The following is an 18,514-nucleotide window of genomic DNA, read 5'->3' as shown; positions in this document are numbered from 1 at the left end:
GTGTGCTTTTTATGGTGTGTTTTTTCTTTAAAGTGTTATTTTTTGAGTTGTTATTTCGGCAGGAGAACTTTGCTTAGTTTTATCATCTCATATAGTGGCAAGGGAGCAAACGAAGTGATAAAGTCTCGGCACTTTCAGCGCTCACACCCCTTAGGGTAAGAAAATTTCGGAGTATTTAACTGTGGCTGTATTTAATAAAGTCGACTTTGATAACCACGAGCAAGTGGTGTTTTGTTCAGATAAAGAATCAGGCCTAAAAGCTATTATCGCGGTTCATAATACCAAGTTAGGTCCAGCAGTTGGTGGTTGCAGAATGTGGGACTACTCAACAGATGAAGATGCTGTAACTGACGCACTACGTTTATCAAAAGGTATGACGTATAAAAATGCTGTGGCACGCTTACCATTTGGTGGCGGTAAGTCAGTGATTATTGGTAATGCAAAAGAAATAAAATCAGAGCAACTTTTCCGTGCATTTGGTCGTCAATTAGAGCGATTAAGCGGTAGCTACTATTCAGCTGAAGACGTGAACATCACCTGTGACGATGTTGCTATTATGAATAAAGAAACTAACTATGTATTAGGTCTTGAAGGTAAAAGTGGTAACCCATCACCTTTCACTGCTTATGGTACATTCTTAGGTATTAAAGCTGCATTACAACATCAACGTGGTCACCAAGACCTAGCAGGTGTTAAAGTAGCAGTTCAAGGTTTAGGTGCGGTGGCGTATGGCCTATGTAAGCATTTACACGAAGCGGGCGCAACGTTATTTGTAACAGATATCAATGAGCAAGCTGTTGAGCGTGTTGTTAATGACTTTAACGCTACGGCTGTTGGTATTGATGAAATCTACGACTTAGATGTCGATGTTTATGCACCGTGTGCACTAGGCGCAACGGTAAACGACACGACTATCCCTCGTTTAAAAGCAACGATTATTGCAGGTTGTGCGAATAACCAATTAGCAGAGTCTCGTCACGGTGAAATTATTCGTGAAAAAGGTATCTTATACGCTCCAGATTACGTAATTAACGCAGGTGGTATCATCAACGTTTACTACGAAACAGCGCCAGAAGGTTATAGTGCAGAAGCATCAACGAAACACGTTGAAGGCATCTTTGATACCCTAACTGAAATCTTTGCTCGCTCTGAAAAAGAGCAAAAGTCGACGCATTTAATTGCAGATGAGCTAGCATTAGAAATCATCGAAAACGGCTTATAATTTAGTAAATCGACTAAGTTTATAGTTAAAAAGGTGCGCAAGTCGCACCTTTTTTGTATCTGTTATTTATCGCATCAAGGTGACGAAGTTAAGCTTGCTAGGTACACTCAGCTTTTAAATTTCGAGGACACCTAATGAAAGCTCCATCTTGTGAAATCACGCCTATTGATCTAGCGACTTGGCCTCGTAAACAGCATTTTGCTTTTTTCAAAGAATTTTCTCTGCCTTATTTTAATGTGTGTGTTTCGCTCGATATGGCAGCTCTCTACACTAAATGTAAAACAGAGTCTTATTCGTTTTTTCACTGCTATGTCTACCTAACACTTGAAGCATGCCATGATTATGCGCCGATGCGTCAACGTATTATTGATTGTTTGCCAGTACAACTGTCATCGGTAAGAGGCAGTGTTGTAGAGCTTGCTGAAGATGAAACATTCCGCTTTAGTTATTTTGAAAAACAAGCGTCGATGGACGATTTCTCAAAACATGCCATTGCAGCGAGCAAAACAAGTAAAGCAAAGCCATTTTTTTCTGATGCATTTGCTGCAACAGAAGGGCAGCCTGATCTTATTCATATCTCAGTGCTTCCATGGTTAAACTTCACAGGCTTCTCGCATGCCGTGAGTGAGGGGCACGGCCTTGGTATACCTAAGTTTGTGTTTGGTCAATATGACTCGAAAACTGGCAAGATGCCACTCTCAATTGATGTGCATCATGCTTTGATGGATGGCTTACATGTGGCGCGATTTGTGAAAATACTGCAAGATAAAATTACGAATTTTTGTAATTGATTGTTGCTAAATGTCATTAAAGTGAGTAAGAATTGCAACTAATGTAGTATTATCTGAAGTTAGCGATGACTTTGGCTTCACAGAGCTACATCACTGAATAGAACGATAATAAATATCAGGGTTTTAGTTTTATGGTGCGGGTAGTTAGTTGTATTTTTCTTTTCTTATGTTTCAGCGCTTTTGCAGACTCTGCACGCCTCTCTCTGAGTGACTACTTTACAGAGACTTGGAGCACTCGCGCCGGACTTCCTCATAATAGTATTAATAGCGTTACGCAAACTAAAGATGGCTACATTTGGATAGCGACTTGGGAAGGCCTTTCTCGCTTTAATGGCCGTGAGTTTAAACTTTTCACTCGCACAGAAATTCCTGGTTTACCAGATTCAGGCTTACGTAGCCTTATTCCCATGGATAATGGAGATTTATATATCGTTGGTGCGCGAGGTGGTATTGCTCTTCGCTCACAAGGTGGGTGGCGCGCATTACCCAGTTCTTCTGCGATGGTAAATCATGCGCTTGTCACTGAACAAGGTGAGCTTTGGTTAGCACTAGAAGGACAAGGCATTACTTATCGTGCTTCTGAAAATGCCACTGAGCAAAAGTTACTTGATAAGCTGAGCGCATATCGTCTTTTACAGGACAAAACTGGGGTGATCTGGGCTGCTACCAGTGATGGACTCTATCAAATTATTAATAATCAAGTTCGTAGAGTAGGTCAAGAATCAGGCCTACCTGACGCCTCTGTCTTTACTTTGTTACTCACTAGTTCAGGTACCTTAATTGTTGGGACCGAAAAGGGAGTATGGAAAAAGCAGCAAGACAAATTCATTTCTGTTGACCCTGTACTGAATAAAGAATCTATTTCTAGCTTACTTGAAGATAGTGAAGGCGATTTGTGGTTTGGTACCATCAATAAAGGGGTGTTCAGACTCAGCAGTGTAGGACTTGAAAACTTGGCCGCCGATGATGGTTTACCCAACAACCGTATTTTATCTTTACTGCAAGATCGCGAAAAAAGTATCTGGGTTGGCACTAATGCTGGTTTATTTCGCCTGCGCGAAGCGCCATTTACAAATTGGAGTCAAAGTCGTGGGCTTGCATCTGACTATGTGCGTACCGTGTTATCGCATTCTGATGGTAGTTTGTGGGTGGGCAGTAGTAATGGTTTAAACCGTATTGAAAATGGCAAGCTCACAACTCTTAGCCAAGCCTATGAAAAAGACCCGCTATCAGTTTTAAGTTTAACCGAAGATAAACAAGGCACAGTGTGGTTAGGCACTTATACTGCAGGTTTAATGAAAGTGGTAAACAAACAAATTTACCCAGTAAGAAATCGCAGTAATGGTTTGATTAGTAATGAAGTTCGCGCTGTGTTGTTCGATAAAATGGATAACTTATGGATTGGCACTGCGGGTGGTTTAACCAAAATAGATCCTGCCGGGCAAACTGAATTATTCACCACAGAAGATGGTTTAATTGGTGATTTCATTATGGCCCTTGTCGAAGATGACCATGGCAGGTTATGGGTTGGTACGGGGGTCGGTGTTTCAATTTATGACCCAGCAACAAAGCAGTTTAAAACTCTAGAGTTTCCAAAGCAGTTCAGTACTGAGTATGCATTCGGCTTTTATTTAGATGACGATACTATGTGGCTTGCTACTGATAGAGGCCTAGTTCGCTACAATCTCAGCACAGATAAAATGAGCTTGTTTGGTCGAGATCATGGTTTACCAGTTGATAAGCTGTTCCAAGTAATTGAGCAAGGTGACTCATTATGGCTGACCAGTAACCGTGGTGTTATTCAAGTCAACAAAGCTCAGTTAGTTGCAATACTAGATAACCCTGAAAAAGTTCAACCAATGAGCATTTCGATGCAGCTTTATGATGAAGGCGATGGCATGTTGAGCGCGCAAGCAAATGGCGGTTCAAACCCTGCAGCTGTTCTTCATTCCGATGGACAAATATGGGTTGCTACTGCTAAAGGTGTCGCTATCGTAACACCAGAGCGCTTAAAAGAAGCTAGTAAACGACGATTATCGACGGTTATTGAAAGCTTTGAAGTCGATGGCAAACCAATGACTTTACCTGTTGGTAATGAAGTTTTGAGTTTACCTGCTGGTGTTTCTCGTGTTTCGTTTAACTATGCAGGGCTTAGTTTTATCATGCCTGGGCGTTTAAACTACCAAACTCAATTAAGTGGTTATAATCAACAATGGGTAGACAGGGGGCGTCTGGCCATTACGGAGTACACCAATTTACCGCCGGGTGAATATACCTTTAAAGTGCGTGCAGGGTATCCTAATAGTGATTGGCAAAATAATGAGCAAGTACTGCGTTTTAAAATCGCCCCTTATTTTTGGCAAAAAACTAGCTTTAAGTTATTTATCTTAATTGCCGTACTTTTTACTGCTTATGTCATTTATAAATACCGCTTATATCATTATAAGCGTATTGAAATTGAGTTAACCGAAAAAGTTGAACAGCAAATGCATGATTTACAAACCCAAGCGGATGCTTTTGCTCATTTAGCGAACCATGATCAGTTAACGCAATTACCGAACAGACGAGCTTTCGATAGCTGGTTATCTGAAAACTTTAATCAATTTCAGCGTGATAATAAAACGCTTAGTATTGCCATTATGGATATTGATCATTTCAAACTTATTAATGACAACTTCTCGCACTTAATTGGCGATAAAGTGATATGTGAAATTGCTCGTTTGCTGCGCCTGAACTTTCCTGATGAAGGTTATGCCGCTCGTTGGGGCGGTGAAGAGTTTACTCTGCTGTTCCCATATAAAAATGCTGAAGAAGCTGCAAAAATGTGTGAAATTATCCGTTTAGAAATAGCCGATTACGATTTTTCAGAATTAGCACAAGAGCTCTCAGTGACGGTTAGTTTTGGCGTTGCAGATAATGCAGAAGTTACTGATTATGACCGTTTATTATCACATGCAGATACAGCTCTTTATAACGCTAAAAACAACGGGCGTAATAAAATTTTTATTTATAATCAAGGTTGCACTGCGCTAGATTAGCCAATCTGAAAATAAAAATGTGTGCAAACAATTGATCTTTTCTTGTTTGCACACATTAAAGTATCAAGATTGTTTTTTAGGCGATAGTAATGCTTAACGTGGTTTTGATACTTTTTTTAATAATTTTTGTTGTGTGTTACTGGCGCTGGGACGACATCCGTAATCACTTTTGGCAGAAAAAATACCTCAATAACTCCCTCAATGTTCAGCAAAAAAATCTGCTGTTAAAATATATGCCTATCTACCGAAAGATGACGGATGCCGATCGTGAAAAGCTGGAGCGTCACATCGTTTGGTTTTTAAATGAAAAACGCTTTATTGGTTGTGATGGCCTTGAGCTTAATGATGCAATGAAGCTGATTGTAGCGGCAGATGCCTGTGTTTTAGTGCTTAATAAACCTTGGCCATTGTATCGTAATGTAAAAGAGATCCTTTTATACCCAAGCGCGTATTATGCCCCGCAAACTTCTCGTGATAATGCTGGGCTTGTCAGTTATCACAATACTGTGCGACAAGGTGAATCATGGCCGGGCGGAACGCTGGTATTGAGCTGGCATGATGTCCTTGAGGGGAATCGCTTGCCAAGTGATGGTCATAATTTGGTGTTTCATGAATTTGCCCATCAGCTCGACCAAGAAACCGGCAAAACTACAGGCACGCCATTGCTTTCGAGTAATGATGATTACCAAAAGTGGGCAAAAGTATTTAGCCGTGCGTTTAATCAATTAAAAACCCATTTAGCCTATGGCATGCCTCATGTTATTCACAGCTATGGCGCGACCAATGAGGCAGAGTTTTTTGCTGTTATTACTGAAACCTTTTTAGAAAAGCCTGCTGAACTCAGACAGTTTGACCCAGAAATATACCATTTACTGGTTGGCTTTTATCAGTTTGATCCGATTGCGTGGCATTAGTCGACTATTTACGTCTGTTTAACACGAATCACTGGAATCTTGCTATGCTATTTGGTGCAATCCTAAAAGTGTGCATATAAGCAAAACAATAAAAAAGTGAGATTTCAATGAAGAAAATGCTTCATACAGCGCTTGCTGTATCGATTTCACTTGCTTTAACAGGGCAAGTGGCTGCAGCTGAGCAATCAAATGATGACAAATGGCAGGTAGACGCACCAAAAGGCCAATTCTTAGACGCTAAAATTAGTGTTGAGCAAGGCACGTGGATGAATGTTGATATTAGCCCTGATGGTAAAACAGTCGTGTTTGACCTACTCGGCGATATTTATACCATGCCAATGTCTGGTGGTACTGCAACGCAATTAACCAGTGATATAGCATGGCAAATGCAACCGCGCTTTAGCCCTGATGGTAAGCACATTGCATTTACTTCAGACCAAGGTGGTGGCGACAACATTTGGGTTATGGATTTAAATGGTGAAAACCAAAAGGCAGTAACGAATGAAACATTTCGTTTATTAAATAGCCCAGCTTGGAGCCCTGATGGAGACTACCTAGTGGCTCGTAAGCACTTTACTGCAAGCCGCTCTTTGGGTGCAGGTGAAGTATGGCTATACCATAAAGCGGGTGGTAAAGGTGTACAGCTAACTGCACGCGAAAACGACCAAAAAGACTTAGGTGAGCCAATGTTCTCGCCAGATGGGCGTTATGTTTATTTCTCTCATGATGCAACGCCGGGTAAAACATTTCATTACTCTAAAGACTCTGTAGCGGGTATTTATAAAATTAAACGCTATGACCGTGAAACTGGCGATATTGAAACAATTATCGATGGCATGGGCGGGGCTATTCGTCCTACACCTTCGCCAGATGGTAAAAAGCTTGCTTACATCAAGCGTGATGATTTTCAAACAAGCTTGTACTTATATGACCTTCACACCGGTGAGCATACTAAGCTGTATGGCGAGCTTGAGCGCGATATGCAAGAGACATGGGCTATTCATGGCGTATATCCAACAATCGCTTGGACACCAGATAACGAACAATTGGTATTTTGGGCTGGTGGTACTATCCATAAGCTAGATGTCGATGATAAGTCTGTTTCGACTATTCCATTTAAAGTTGAAACCAATAAGCAAATTCAAAAAGCAGTGCGTTTTACACAAAACATCGATAGCGATAATTTTGATGTGAAAATGCTGCGCAATGTACAAATTTCACCAGATGGTGAAACGGCTATATTTGAAGCGCTAGGTCATATTTATAAGCGTGATTTAGAGTCTGGCAAAGTGAAGCGCTTAACTAAGCAAGACGATCACTTTGAATTATTCCCACAGTTCTCTCGTGATGGAAAGAAAATTGTTTACACAACATGGGATGATAATGAGCAGGGCTCAGTACGTGTTGTATCTGCGCGTAGTGGTCGTGGCGATACTATTACCAAAGAGCCGGGTAAATATGTAGAGCCAACATTTAGCCCAGATGGCAAAACGGTTGTTTACCGTAAAGCGTCAGGCGGCAGTATTCTTAATCCTACATGGTCATTAGAGCCAGGTATTTACTCAGTAAGTGCTAAAGGCGGTAAAGCAACGCTTATCACTAAATCAGGCTATCAACCACAATTTGGTGTAGCAAACGACCGTATTTATGTGATGAGTCCTTGGCCAAAACCAACATTAAGCGTTGTTGAACTTGAATCAAAACAAATTCGTAAACTTTATGAATCAGAGCATGCAACAGAGTTTAGAGTATCACCAGATGGTAAATACTTAGCGTTTGCAGAGCGATTTAAAGTGTTTGTCACGCCATTTGTTGAACGTGGTAAAACCATTAATATTGGCCCGAAAGATAGCCAATTCCCAATTGAGCAGCTCTCTGTTCGTGCGGGTGAAAATATCAGTTGGAGTGGTACAAGCGATAAACTTTATTGGAGCTTGGGCCCTGAGTTATATCATGCAAGCCTAGCGGGTTTATTTGATATTAACCAAAATGCTGAGACTGATTTTAAAGTTAAAAGTGGCGACAATATCGGTTTTACAAAAACCATGGCGGAGCCTAAATCTGTATTTGCGTTAACTGGCGCGCGCATTATTACTATGAATGGTGAGCAGGTCATTGAAAACGGCGTTATTGTTACCGACGGTAAGCATATTAAAGCTGTAGGTAGTAAAGACAGTGTTGATATTCCTAAAGGCGCAGAAGTAATTGATGTGACTGGTAAAACAATTATGCCGGGTATTGTTGATGCGCATGCACATGGCTCGCAAGGTAGCGATGAGATCATTCCACAGCAAAACTGGAAGAACTTAGCTGGATTAGCGTTAGGTGTGACAACGATTCATGATCCATCAAACGACACCACTGAGATTTTTGCTGCAAGTGAAATGCAAAAAGCAGGCATGATTGTCGGCCCTCGTATCTTCTCTACGGGTACCATTTTATATGGTGCGAATATGCCAGGTTATACATCGCACATTGACTCGCTAGAAGATGCTAAGTTCCACCTTGAGCGCTTAAAGAAAGTGGGCGCGTTTAGTGTTAAATCATATAACCAACCGCGTCGTGAACAGCGCCAGCAAGTAATTGAAGCAGGCCGTGAACTTGAAATGATGGTTGTGCCAGAGGGTGGATCATTACTGCAGCACAACTTAACCATGGTGGTTGATGGTCATACGGGTATTGAACACTCAATTCCTGTAGCCAATATATACGATGATATTCGCCAGCTTTGGTCACAAAGCGATGTTGGTTACACGCCGACACTCGGTGTAGCATACGGTGGCATTTGGGGTGAAAATTATTGGTACGATAAGACTGATGTGTGGAATCACCCGCGTTTAAGTAAGTTTGTACCAAAGAATCAGCTATTACCTCGTTCAATGCGTCGTGTTAAGGCTCCCGATCATCACTATAATCACTTTAACAATGCCCGTGTTGCCAAAGAGCTACAGGACTTAGGTGTTTTAGTCAATCTGGGAGCACACGGTCAACGTGAAGGTTTAGCTGCACACTGGGAGATTTGGATGTTTGCTCAAGGTGGTATGACGCCACTAGAAGCAATTCGTGCGGCAACGCTAGATCCCGCTAAATACATTGGCCTTGATAAAAATATAGGTTCTCTTGAACCGGGTAAACTTGCCGATTTAATCGTTATTGACGGTAACCCGCTAACTAATATTCGTGATACAGATAAAATAGATTACACCATGATTAATGGTCGTTTATTTGATGCTGCAACAATGAACGAAGTGGGTGAGAAAAAACGTGAAAAGTTATATTTCGAAAAAATCTAACAAAGAGAAGGTTTAACTTAAAGCGGCCATTGTGCCGCTTTTTTTATGATTTACTTATTGTTTTAAGTGAGGAAACTGTTTAGTTCCTATTAGTTTTGCTTGGCAGATCATGCCTTCAACGAGCGTCATTAAATAGTAGCTGTGCGTGTCCAGCTGCGCACTTTCCATGTTATTACACGATGACAGACGCAGTTTAATTAACTGCTGTATGGCCATTTTATGTTCTTTACAGGCTTGATTTATCGGGCTAGTAGGATCAGGAAACTCGGCTGCAGTGTTAATAAATAAACAGCCATTGAAATCACCTAACTCAGTCACCTCAGAATTAAACCAAGCTTCATGGCAGCTGATCAAAGCTACTTTAAATTCTTCAACAGTGGTTAGCTTGCTGGTGGCATGCGTTAACCAATTTAAGAATCTGTTATGTCGCTCACTAAGGCACGCAAGTAATAATTCATCTTTACTTGCGAAATGGTGGTACATGGTTTTTTTGGCGACACCAGCCACATTAATAATTTCGTTTATTCCCACACTATGAATGCCTTTTTGATAAAAAAGTGACAGGGCAGTCAAAATAATATGTGTTCGTTTATCCATAACAAAGCCTCATTGGGTGACTAATGATAGCTTGACAGAAGTAGACCGAGTTGTCTACCATTTGCGAGGTAGACAACTCGGTCTACTTTTGGAGGTGTTATGGAAAATAAATTTCGTAAAGCTGCTATTGCTGGCATATTTGCTTGTATGGCAATTTTTGTTTTAGCGTATTTGCAGCAATTAGGAAATTATGGTGTTTGGTTGATGGCGCCATTTGGTGCAACTGCGGTGCTGGTGTTTGGTGTACCGCACAGTCCTTTAGCGAAAGCGAAGAATGTCATCGGCGGGCACATTTTGACTGCTTTAATCGGCGTTGTATTTGTAAATTATGTTGGAGTAGGGCCTGTTGAAATTGCTTTAGCCACAGGGTTGGCAATTAGCCTGATGATGTTGACAGATACAATTCATCCCGCAGCAGGCGCTAACCCAATTTTGATTATGCAATCTTTACAAAGTTGGGATTTTTTAGTGATGCCCGTACTGATTGGAACTGTGTTTATTGTGTTATTTGGTTACTTAAGTCAATGGCTATTAAATATTCAGTTGAATGGGCATAAAAAAACCGCTAACGAGTAGCGGTTTTTAAAATTTTTAAGTGTAATTAAATTACACAACACCACGCGGTAAACGACAATCGTGGTCTTTTTCAGCTAGGTTAACAATCCAAAGCTCTTCAGCTTTGTAACCATCATCGTTTGCTGTAACAACAGTGAACGATGCTTTCTTAGCTGTTTTAGCCGGCGCAGCGGTTTTAGTTTTGGTTTTTTTCGCTGGTGCTTTTGGTGCTTCTTCTGCTTTAGGCTCAGCTGTTTTACCAGAAGTGAGCTCTTCAGTCAGCGCTGCAACATCAGCAAGGCGCATATTTTTGCCACCGTCGATGCTATACCAACCAGGTTTTGTTGTGATTTCAGGTTTCTTACCATTCGCTGCTTCGTATGCTGCTTCGAAGGCATTTAACACTTCTGTTTTGTCTAGTTTGCTCATCAGAGACCCTATACGTTGTAAACACAGATTAAGAATATATATTTATACCTATTTTCAGCTTACTTTTCAATTTTTTGCGATTTTCCTTCCATTTTTCACTCATAAACGCCAAAATTTGCACAAAATAGAGGGTTGAAGGACGATTTTTATATGCAACGCAAACAATTTACTCAATTATTAAACGACATTCTTAAACCTGATTCTATCGCTGACTTTTGCCCAAATGGCTTACAAGTTGAAGGTGCGAGCGAAGTAAAAAAAATAGTGACGGGTGTCACAGCAAGTCAAGCATTGATTGATGCTGCTATTACACAAAATGCAGATACTATTTTGGTACACCATGGTTATTTCTGGAAAGGGGAGTCACAGCCAATCACGGGCATGAAAAAGCGCCGTATAGCGGCACTTTTAAAAAATGATATTAATTTATATGGCTATCATTTACCGCTAGATATTCACCCCGACATTGGTAATAACGCACAATTGGCAAAGTTACTCGATATTGAGTTCACAGGCGGGCTTGAATCAGGTCCAAATAGTGTGCCAGTAAAGGGACGTTTAAAAACACCGTTAAGCGGTGAAGAGTTTTCCGATAAAATTACTCAAGTACTTAACCGTGCACCATTAACTAGCTTGGTTAGAGAACAGAAAATCGAAACCATCGCTTGGTGTACAGGAGGTGGACAAGGGTATATTGATTTAGCGGCTGCTCAAGGTATTGATGCTTATCTTACTGGTGAAGCCTCTGAGCAGACTATTCATAGTTCACGTGAGCAAGGCATCGACTTTTTTGCAGCAGGACACCATGCTACTGAGCGTTATGGCATTAAAGCCTTAGGCGAACTTTTAGCTGAGCAGCATGGTTTTAATGTAACGTTTATCGATGTAGACAATCCAGTCTGATTAAGTCTATAGCGCCTCTGGATCAATCCAGCGGCGCACACTCACCCATGCACTGCCAATTTTCTCATGAGCAACTCTGGTCACTGCAACAAGTACATCGTCATCAGGTATAAACTGCTTATATGTTGGATACTGACTAAAATCTTGAAAGTCGGTTGCCGCTGGGATCACATTAACACCTTGTGCATTAAATAAGTCTTTCGCTCGCGGCATATGGCTTGCTGAGGTGACAAGCGCTGTTTTTCTATCGACTAAATATTTGGCAAGTCGTTTCGCTTCTTCTGCGGTATCCATAGCGAGGGGATTTTGTTTAATTCTCGTTGCAGAAATACCTAACGCTTTTGCTGTTTCAAACATGAGTTGACTATTGGTGGTATTAGCAAAACCGCCCCCTGATACATAGAGGATGGCATTTGGGTAGTGGTGAGCAAGCTTAACACCTTCAAGTAAGCGAGCAAGCGCACAATCGCCTAACTGGTGGTTTGCTTGAAGGCGCGAGTTGGGCATTATTGAGCAGCCAAGTACCACAATATTATCAAGTTTAGGATGTTTTGCTTGGTTAAATTGCCATGCAGGGTTATTGCTTGTAGCTATCAATGACTGGCCAATAAATGGCGTGCTTATCAGCATTAAAGTTAAAATGCTAACAAAGCCAAAATAGAGTGCTTTGCGTTTATGTGTAATGGCTAAAAATACCATCACTAAAGTAAGCAGCCCCAACAACGGCAGGGGCATTAATAATGAGCCAATGATCTTTTTAATTTCAAACATATATCAATGCTATTGTCTGTGACAGATAATGCTATGTTAGTTATTTTGCCTTGCTTTAGCGACCGTTATTTTGCTTACACGTATTTAAAAAGTGGCGATAAACAGGGTTATCTTTCATATTTTTTTTCATCGCTAAATACATAGGGCGTGTAAGACCTAATGCACCTAACGGAATAGACTTAATAAGCCCTTGGCTTTCATAAGGGGTGACTAGCCAATCTGGTAATGCAGCAACTCCCATACCTGCGCTCACTAATTGGAAAATCAATAAGCCTTGGTCAACAGTTTTAAGGGTGCCATCAAATCGTGCATTTTGAATGAAATGTTTAAAGATATCTTGGCGCTCACGCGGAATAGGGTAAGAAATAATTGTTTCGTTCTTTAAATCAAGGGCCGTGACATAGGCTTTTTTTGCCAATTCATGATCCGGTGCAACGATTAGTTTTAATTTAAAATCAAACAGGTGAGCATATTCAAGCTGATCGGGTTCACGAATATCAGAAGTCAGCACTAGATCTAATTCATCATTAATTAAATCTGGGATAGCGTCGTAACTAAAGCCGCGCTCGTAATCAATTTTAATATCAGGCCAAAAGTTATTAAATTCTTTTATGGTTGGTAGCAACCAATGAAAGCAGGCATGACACTCAACACTTAAACGTAAATTTGATATTGGCTGATTCAGGCTTTCCTTTAAGCGACATTTCGTTGCTTCAACTCGAGGTAATACCTCGTTAGCAAGCTCCAGAAGTAACATACCTTGTGGTGTGAAGCGCACAGGCTGTGTCTTACGTTCAAACAGTTGGCAATCTAACTTATTCTCAAGATCTTTAATTTGATGCGATAAAGCCGATTGAGTTAGAAATAACTCACGCGCTGTATTGACCAAAGAGCCTGTTTCTTTAAGGGTCGCTATGGTTTTTAAGTGTTTTATATCAATCATCTTTAAAAAATCTCATGAAAAATGTGAGTCTGACTCAGATTACGAACATACTACGCCTTAGAATTCTTTTTTTCAACGTCTAGACGTCTAAAGTTGGCGATTAATTTAACCGCTTTTTTACAATACGCCTTTCTGTAAAAAAATGACAGCGTTGTCATGTAATTGTTTGTATTTTAGTTATGAAATTATATGAATTTACCTCAAGTTGAAACTTGCTATTTTAACAGTGTTATAGCTTGCGAGAACTAACTTGATATTTATTTTCAATTAATAGTAGTAGGGTAGAGCTGTTCGCTAAGGTATTATTTTTTATAATGTTATTATCTAAAACAATGGTAGTTTTATTTTTCATAGGGATGTCTGTGTTGCGTACTGTATTTTTACTCTGTGCTTGTTGGGTTATGCCTGCTTTTGCTGGCACTATTAACAGCCAGTTTCCGACAGAAATTGACCCACATGGTCACTATGTTTTTTATTCACATGGTTTTATTGTAGAAGGGCATAACCCTAAGCCTGTTCACAAAACCTTTGGGATTTATGATTTTGTTGCCGTAAAAGAAGCGCTTGCAGATGAGAGCTATCATTTAATTGCTTACCATAGACCAAAAGGCACTGAACCTTTTGTGTTTGCGAAAAAGCTTGCGGCAGACGTTGAAGCATTAATAACTGCCGGTGTTGCTGAATCAAACATCAGTTTGGTTGGTTTTTCAAGGGGTGGGGCATTGTCGATAATGGCAGCCAATGAACTTAAACGTACAAATATCAACTTAATTATTTTAGCTGGTTGTGCTGGTTTAATTAAAAAGCTCCCATCAGTTAAAGCTTACGGCAAGGTTTACTCTATCTTTGAACGTTCAGATCAGGTTGGCTCTTGCCAATTTTTAATTGATAGGAATGAGGTAACCAAGTTCGAAGAAATAAGCATCAATACAGGGCTTTCACATGGCGCATTTTATAAGCCAAAAGATGAATGGGTGTTACCTATTAAGAAGTGGCTAAAGGATTAACTATGCCTTATATATTGTTATTTTTAGCGATTAGTGTTTTCGGAATAAGCTTTTCAAGCGATGCTGAGCCGTTTACGTTGCCGCGCACTGATACAGTTTTGCTTAAAGATAAACATTCAGACAACGAATACCCAATCACTATTAAACTGCCACCTAGCTACCAAAAGCAAAGTCATAAACGCTACCCTGTGGTGTATCTATTAGATGCAAATTATAGTTTGCCAATTGCCTCTGGTGCTAGTCGCTTTATGATGAATTCGGGGTCCATTGAAGAGGTGATTATCGTTGCTATAGGATACCAAAAAGGCATGTCTGGGCTTAATAGCCGTATTTATGACTACACCCCATTTGAAGATAAAAATTGGCAGCGACAGACTGGGGGAGCAAGAAACTACCTCAATTATTTAAAACAATCCGTATTGCCCTATATTGATGCTCACTACAGAACAAGCCAAAAAAACACCTTGGTCGGTAACTCGCTTGGTGGTTTATTTGCAGCCTATACCTTGTTTACTGAGCCTACGCTTTTTTCTAGTTATGTCATAGGTAGCCCTTCAGTGTGGTTTAAGCAGCATGACCTTTTAGCTTTACCTGTGGTGCCCACGAGCAAAACAACTAAAGTGTATATTGGTATCGGAGAACTTGAAGAAAGTGAAGGTGAACAAATGGTTTCGGGCGCAAGGCAATTAGCAGCTAAAATTAATAAACAAAGCGGCGCGCTGGTTACAACAAATTTATTTGTTATCCCTCAGGCACGCCATGCAACAGCATTCCCAACAACGATTACCCAAGCCTTAGACTGGATTTACCAGGTTAATGATAACTAAAGAGCGTGACACTTTTTATATTTTTTGCCGCTACCACAAGGGCATTCATCATTACGGCCAATTTTAATATCTGCAACTGGCGTTATATCACCATCTAGGTAACGCCATAGGCCATCTTCTTTAATAAAACGCGATTTTTCGTGTAACTCACAATACAAGTTTTGGTAAAAGTAATTTGCTTTAAATTCTACAAAACCTTCTTGATCATTATGTTCAGTATCTAAAACACTGAGTTTGGTAAAACGGCAGCTATTAGCAAAATCTTTGATTTCGCGAACCGGGTTAGCGGCTTGCTGGCTTTGTGCATAGGTACTAAATACATATTTAGCATCTTTTAGCGCGTAGGCACTAAAACGAGAACGCATAAGTTGCTCTGGGTTATCAGCTTGGCTTGCACCTGTATGAAAAGGTTGGCAGCAAAGCTCGTAAGTCAATTCGCTGCCACAAGGACAAAGGGAGTGTGTGAGTGATGTCATAACAACTTACCTAAAACTATAAATTGTTATTTTAACAAGCCTATTGTGGCTGCGGTACTAAATTGTTTAATTGGGCGCTTTTTGTAAAACAATAAAACTTAGCAGATGCCTGCTCAAGGTTTAAGTTCATCGAATCAAGTTGATGATTGCTTACAATATCTGTCCATGTGATTACAGCAGCAAAATTACCGTTATGTAATGCTGAGCTAAGTACATACTCAAGGTTAACTAAATGCTTTTGTCTTATTACAAGCAGTTTGCTGGTATCAATCGAACACGAATCTAATAACGCTTTACTAGGAACATGATCAGGAGCAATTAATAGGGTCCATGCATTTTGGCTATTGTAATGATGCAATACCTTTAATAGTTCAAAGGTTGCTGATATTTCATCTTCAATTTGAATTAAGTTAACAGACGCTTTGTCGTTATCTTGTTGGTAGCTTTTAACTGTTCTTAAGGTAATTGGCTGTAACATAACTTTCACTCACTGGTTGTTTATACAGTATGTGTATACAGTAGTTTATACAGTATTTTTGCGCAAGTACTTTTTTGCTATTTTTTAACCAATAATTCAGTTTTATTTTATTTAAAATAATTTAGTTGTTATTAAACAGTTGGTTATGGTTTTGTTTTGAAGGTTGAAAAAGGTGAGAAATTTACCGCTAAAGCTATACAGTGTTTTATACAGTACTGTCTAAATAGCTAAGTTTTGCTTCTATACAGGTATTTTGCATAAAAAAGCCGGTATAGAAACCGGCTCTTAATCTTTGTAATTCTGCTATTTATCTAAGTAGGTATTTAAAAACTCAAGATATGCGTTTGAGGCTTTTATACGGTTTTCCTTTTTAGTAAACCCATGGCCTTCATCATCGAATAATACATATTCGACAGGCACACCATTTGCTTTTACAGCGGCAACGAGCTCATCGCTTTCAACTTGTAAAACGCGAGGGTCGTTAGCACCTTGAATCACCATTAAAGGCTTAGTGATGTTTTTAGCATGAAATAGTGGCGAAATTGCACGGTGACGTTCACCATCTGTCGCGGGGTCGCCCATTTCGTCATACAGCGCCTTTTTAAAGCTTTCCCACCATGGTGGAATCGAGTTTAAGGTTCTAACCCAATTCGTTACACCAAAAATATTAATGCCGACTTTAAACTCTTCAGGTTCGAATGCAAGTGCAGCAGCAGTCATAAAACCACCATAGCTGCCCCCTATGATGCCAATTTTATCAGCATCGACCCAATCTAGGCTTTGCAGGTGTTTTTTACCGTAAACGATATCTTGTAAATCGTCAGTGCCATGCTTTTTGTCATCTAAATGGAAGAAGGTTTTACCGTAACCTGAGCTACCTCGGTTATTGACTGCAAAAATGGCATAACCATGATTTACTAGATGTTGCTGCATAGCACTATATCCAGTGCGGCTTTGTCCACCAGGGCCGCCATGCACCCATACTAAAGCAGGTACTTTGTTGTTGCTGTTGGCTTGCTTAGGCTTGTATAAAACTCCCGGAATTTCTAAACCATCAAAGCTTTTAAAGCGCACGATGGTGCTTTCAACCAAGTCACTTTGATCAATTGCATCACTTAATGTATTGGTTAATTGTTTAGCTTTCGACTCACCGACTTGCCATACAAATAGGTTGCTTGGAGAGGTGTCTGAATTTAGGTAAAACGCCATGGTTTTTTCATCAGCTGAAAAATTTACACCGCGTAAGTTACCAGCAGGCAGTGATGGCATGGCAATACCTTTACCTGTGGTGGTATCGATTATCGACACCTTAGTGCTTGCATCAGCATTAACACCGCTTACTTGGTAACGGCCAGATTTAGAGAAGTAAATAAAGCTTACATCCCACTCATCTTTGAGGGCAGGGCTGTGCTCACCGGTAGTTAAATCATAACGCCATACTTCTGCAAACTCACCCTTAGCATCAGTTGAGTAGTACAATGATTTACTGTCTCTTGAAAATGTTTCAGGGCCGTATTTAGCGTCGCCGTCATGGCGGGTAATGAGCTCTGGTTTCAGAGTTTTTTTACGAGTATCAAGTATGAATACATCGCTGTCTTTGTTCGAATTGTTTTTCGATAAAGCAATAAAACGGCCATCAGGGCTGATTGCGCCGACATCAAGGCCCATGGTATTTTGATAAACAGGTGTTACTTCATAGCTGTTAGCATCAACACGATATAGGTCCATAAACTTAGCATCACGCTGATTGCTGGTTATAAAAAACTGTTTACCGTCTTCGGTGAAGCCAGCAAACCCTGCTCGGGTTTCTTCACCAGGGGTGAGGTCTTTCACTGTGCCATCTGTTTCGCGAACATAGATGTGATAACGCTCGTTACCGCCTGAGTCTTTAGTAAATAATACGCGCTCATCTTGAGGGAAATAAGCCACTGCATAAGTACTGTCTTCAAAGTCTGTTAAGCGGGTTTTTTTGGCGGTTTTTATATCTACTTCATACAGGCTATAAATGCCGCTTTCGTCACTGCTAACGAGTATTTTATCGCCTTTAGGTGAAAAGCTGCTGCCCATAATTGAGGTTGTATCAAAAAAAGTTTCAGCATCATACTGTTTAACAGTTTGGCTTTGTTGCACGCTTTCGGTGATGCTAGTTGATGGGGTTGATTGTGAACATCCTGCAAGTGCAAGGCTAAGTGCACATGCAACGGCTGCTATTTGAAAACTCGGTTTCATTGTAATTATTCCTTGTTAATTTTTCGTTATAAAGTGTTGCC

The 18,514-nt window shown here is 40.3% G+C and carries 16 protein-coding genes; 9 read left to right on the top strand and 7 right to left on the bottom strand.

Going from position 1 to position 18,514, the window contains the following annotated elements; all coding sequences use genetic code 11:
* The first annotated feature begins 181 nt into the window (after positions 1 to 181).
* From QUE86_RS01505 to QUE86_RS01485, 5 genes are all read left to right on the top strand, one after another.
* Positions 182 to 1,222, top strand: coding sequence for a Leu/Phe/Val dehydrogenase (locus QUE86_RS01505; protein WP_130051207.1), 1,041 nt, complete (start codon positions 182 to 184; stop codon positions 1,220 to 1,222).
* Positions 1,223 to 1,356: 134 nt separating this feature from the next.
* Positions 1,357 to 2,013 carry a CatA-like O-acetyltransferase gene (locus QUE86_RS01500; protein ID WP_167657757.1) on the top strand — a complete coding sequence of 219 codons (657 nt, stop codon included), beginning with the start codon at positions 1,357 to 1,359 and terminating at the stop codon, positions 2,011 to 2,013.
* A 131-nt stretch (positions 2,014 to 2,144) separates the two neighbouring features.
* Positions 2,145 to 5,051, top strand: coding sequence for a ligand-binding sensor domain-containing protein (locus QUE86_RS01495; RefSeq protein ID WP_286258778.1), 2,907 nt, complete (start codon positions 2,145 to 2,147; stop codon positions 5,049 to 5,051).
* 89 nt (positions 5,052 to 5,140) lie between these two features.
* Positions 5,141 to 5,965: a M90 family metallopeptidase gene (locus QUE86_RS01490; protein ID WP_286258776.1), complete on the top strand. Its 825-nt coding sequence runs from the start codon at positions 5,141 to 5,143 to the stop codon at positions 5,963 to 5,965.
* A gap of 107 nt (positions 5,966 to 6,072) precedes the next feature.
* Positions 6,073 to 9,258 carry an amidohydrolase family protein gene (locus QUE86_RS01485; RefSeq protein ID WP_286258774.1) on the top strand — a complete coding sequence of 1,062 codons (3,186 nt, stop codon included), beginning with the start codon at positions 6,073 to 6,075 and terminating at the stop codon, positions 9,256 to 9,258.
* A 54-nt stretch (positions 9,259 to 9,312) separates the two neighbouring features.
* Here QUE86_RS01485 and QUE86_RS01480 read toward each other — a convergent pair whose 3' ends face one another.
* Complete coding sequence (locus QUE86_RS01480; protein WP_286258772.1) at positions 9,313 to 9,855, bottom strand: TetR/AcrR family transcriptional regulator; 543 nt, start codon at positions 9,853 to 9,855, stop codon at positions 9,313 to 9,315.
* Positions 9,856 to 9,954: 99 nt separating this feature from the next.
* On the opposite strand from QUE86_RS01480, the gene QUE86_RS01475 reads away from it, so the two are divergent.
* The gene (locus QUE86_RS01475) at positions 9,955 to 10,431 is read left to right on the top strand and encodes an HPP family protein (RefSeq protein WP_130051213.1); all 477 of its coding nucleotides are present in this window, start codon (positions 9,955 to 9,957) and stop codon (positions 10,429 to 10,431) included.
* A gap of 30 nt (positions 10,432 to 10,461) precedes the next feature.
* Here QUE86_RS01475 and QUE86_RS01470 read toward each other — a convergent pair whose 3' ends face one another.
* The gene (locus tag QUE86_RS01470; RefSeq protein ID WP_054561783.1) at positions 10,462 to 10,839 is read right to left on the bottom strand and encodes a hypothetical protein; all 378 of its coding nucleotides are present in this window, start codon (positions 10,837 to 10,839) and stop codon (positions 10,462 to 10,464) included.
* A 150-nt stretch (positions 10,840 to 10,989) separates the two neighbouring features.
* Between QUE86_RS01470 and QUE86_RS01465 the strand changes: the two genes are divergently transcribed.
* Entirely contained in the window at positions 10,990 to 11,742 is a 753-nt protein-coding gene (locus QUE86_RS01465) for a Nif3-like dinuclear metal center hexameric protein (protein WP_286258767.1), read from the top strand.
* A 6-nt stretch (positions 11,743 to 11,748) separates the two neighbouring features.
* Here the strand turns inward: QUE86_RS01465 and QUE86_RS01460 are convergent, their stop codons facing one another.
* Together QUE86_RS01460 and QUE86_RS01455 are read right to left on the bottom strand one after the other, a co-directional pair.
* A complete protein-coding gene (locus QUE86_RS01460) occupies positions 11,749 to 12,513 on the bottom strand; it encodes a YdcF family protein (protein ID WP_286258766.1) in 765 nt (254 codons plus the stop codon).
* Between the two features lie 55 nt (positions 12,514 to 12,568).
* On the bottom strand, positions 12,569 to 13,456 hold the full coding sequence (locus QUE86_RS01455; RefSeq protein ID WP_054551603.1) for a LysR substrate-binding domain-containing protein: 888 nt from the start codon (positions 13,454 to 13,456) through the stop codon (positions 12,569 to 12,571).
* A gap of 362 nt (positions 13,457 to 13,818) precedes the next feature.
* On the opposite strand from QUE86_RS01455, the gene QUE86_RS01450 reads away from it, so the two are divergent.
* Positions 13,819 to 14,463, top strand: a complete 645-nt coding sequence (locus tag QUE86_RS01450) for an alpha/beta fold hydrolase (protein ID WP_240701309.1) — start codon at positions 13,819 to 13,821, stop codon at positions 14,461 to 14,463.
* Between the two features lie 2 nt (positions 14,464 to 14,465).
* The gene (locus QUE86_RS01445) at positions 14,466 to 15,290 is read left to right on the top strand and encodes an alpha/beta hydrolase (protein ID WP_286258760.1); all 825 of its coding nucleotides are present in this window, start codon (positions 14,466 to 14,468) and stop codon (positions 15,288 to 15,290) included.
* Here QUE86_RS01445 and QUE86_RS01440 read toward each other — a convergent pair.
* The 3 genes from QUE86_RS01440 to QUE86_RS01430 form a co-directional block, all read right to left on the bottom strand.
* On the bottom strand, positions 15,287 to 15,766 hold the full coding sequence (locus QUE86_RS01440) for a YchJ family protein (RefSeq protein ID WP_130051217.1): 480 nt from the start codon (positions 15,764 to 15,766) through the stop codon (positions 15,287 to 15,289). The two genes, QUE86_RS01445 and QUE86_RS01440, sit on opposite strands and share 4 nt — an antisense overlap.
* Before the next feature lie 40 nt (positions 15,767 to 15,806).
* Positions 15,807 to 16,244, bottom strand: coding sequence for a SulA-like leucine-rich domain-containing protein (locus QUE86_RS01435; protein ID WP_130051218.1), 438 nt, complete (start codon positions 16,242 to 16,244; stop codon positions 15,807 to 15,809).
* Positions 16,245 to 16,547: 303 nt separating this feature from the next.
* On the bottom strand, positions 16,548 to 18,473 hold the full coding sequence (locus tag QUE86_RS01430; RefSeq protein WP_239977641.1) for a S9 family peptidase: 1,926 nt from the start codon (positions 18,471 to 18,473) through the stop codon (positions 16,548 to 16,550).
* Positions 18,474 to 18,514: the final 41 nt, after the last annotated feature.

Origin of the sequence: Pseudoalteromonas apostichopi (assembly GCF_030297135.1) — a bacterium.
GTDB lineage: Bacteria > Pseudomonadota > Gammaproteobacteria > Enterobacterales > Alteromonadaceae > Pseudoalteromonas > Pseudoalteromonas apostichopi.
Note: the sequence above shows the minus strand (reverse complement) of the source record. Positions and strands in the feature narration are given on the sequence as shown.

Coding starts and splice junctions, on each gene's coding strand:
- QUE86_RS01500 (WP_167657757.1), top strand. CDS start 1,357: ATGAAAGCTCCATCTTGTGAAATCACGCCTATTGATCTAGCGACTTGG.
- QUE86_RS01495 (WP_286258778.1), top strand. CDS start 2,145: ATGGTGCGGGTAGTTAGTTGTATTTTTCTTTTCTTATGTTTCAGCGCT.
- QUE86_RS01490 (WP_286258776.1), top strand. CDS start 5,141: ATGCTTAACGTGGTTTTGATACTTTTTTTAATAATTTTTGTTGTGTGT.
- QUE86_RS01485 (WP_286258774.1), top strand. CDS start 6,073: ATGAAGAAAATGCTTCATACAGCGCTTGCTGTATCGATTTCACTTGCT.
- QUE86_RS01480 (WP_286258772.1), bottom strand. CDS start 9,855: ATGGATAAACGAACACATATTATTTTGACTGCCCTGTCACTTTTTTAT.
- QUE86_RS01475 (WP_130051213.1), top strand. CDS start 9,955: ATGGAAAATAAATTTCGTAAAGCTGCTATTGCTGGCATATTTGCTTGT.
- QUE86_RS01470 (WP_054561783.1), bottom strand. CDS start 10,839: ATGAGCAAACTAGACAAAACAGAAGTGTTAAATGCCTTCGAAGCAGCA.
- QUE86_RS01465 (WP_286258767.1), top strand. CDS start 10,990: ATGCAACGCAAACAATTTACTCAATTATTAAACGACATTCTTAAACCT.
- QUE86_RS01460 (WP_286258766.1), bottom strand. CDS start 12,513: ATGTTTGAAATTAAAAAGATCATTGGCTCATTATTAATGCCCCTGCCG.
- QUE86_RS01455 (WP_054551603.1), bottom strand. CDS start 13,456: ATGATTGATATAAAACACTTAAAAACCATAGCGACCCTTAAAGAAACA.
- QUE86_RS01445 (WP_286258760.1), top strand. CDS start 14,466: ATGCCTTATATATTGTTATTTTTAGCGATTAGTGTTTTCGGAATAAGC.
- QUE86_RS01440 (WP_130051217.1), bottom strand. CDS start 15,766: ATGACATCACTCACACACTCCCTTTGTCCTTGTGGCAGCGAATTGACT.
- QUE86_RS01435 (WP_130051218.1), bottom strand. CDS start 16,244: ATGTTACAGCCAATTACCTTAAGAACAGTTAAAAGCTACCAACAAGAT.
- QUE86_RS01430 (WP_239977641.1), bottom strand. CDS start 18,473: ATGAAACCGAGTTTTCAAATAGCAGCCGTTGCATGTGCACTTAGCCTT.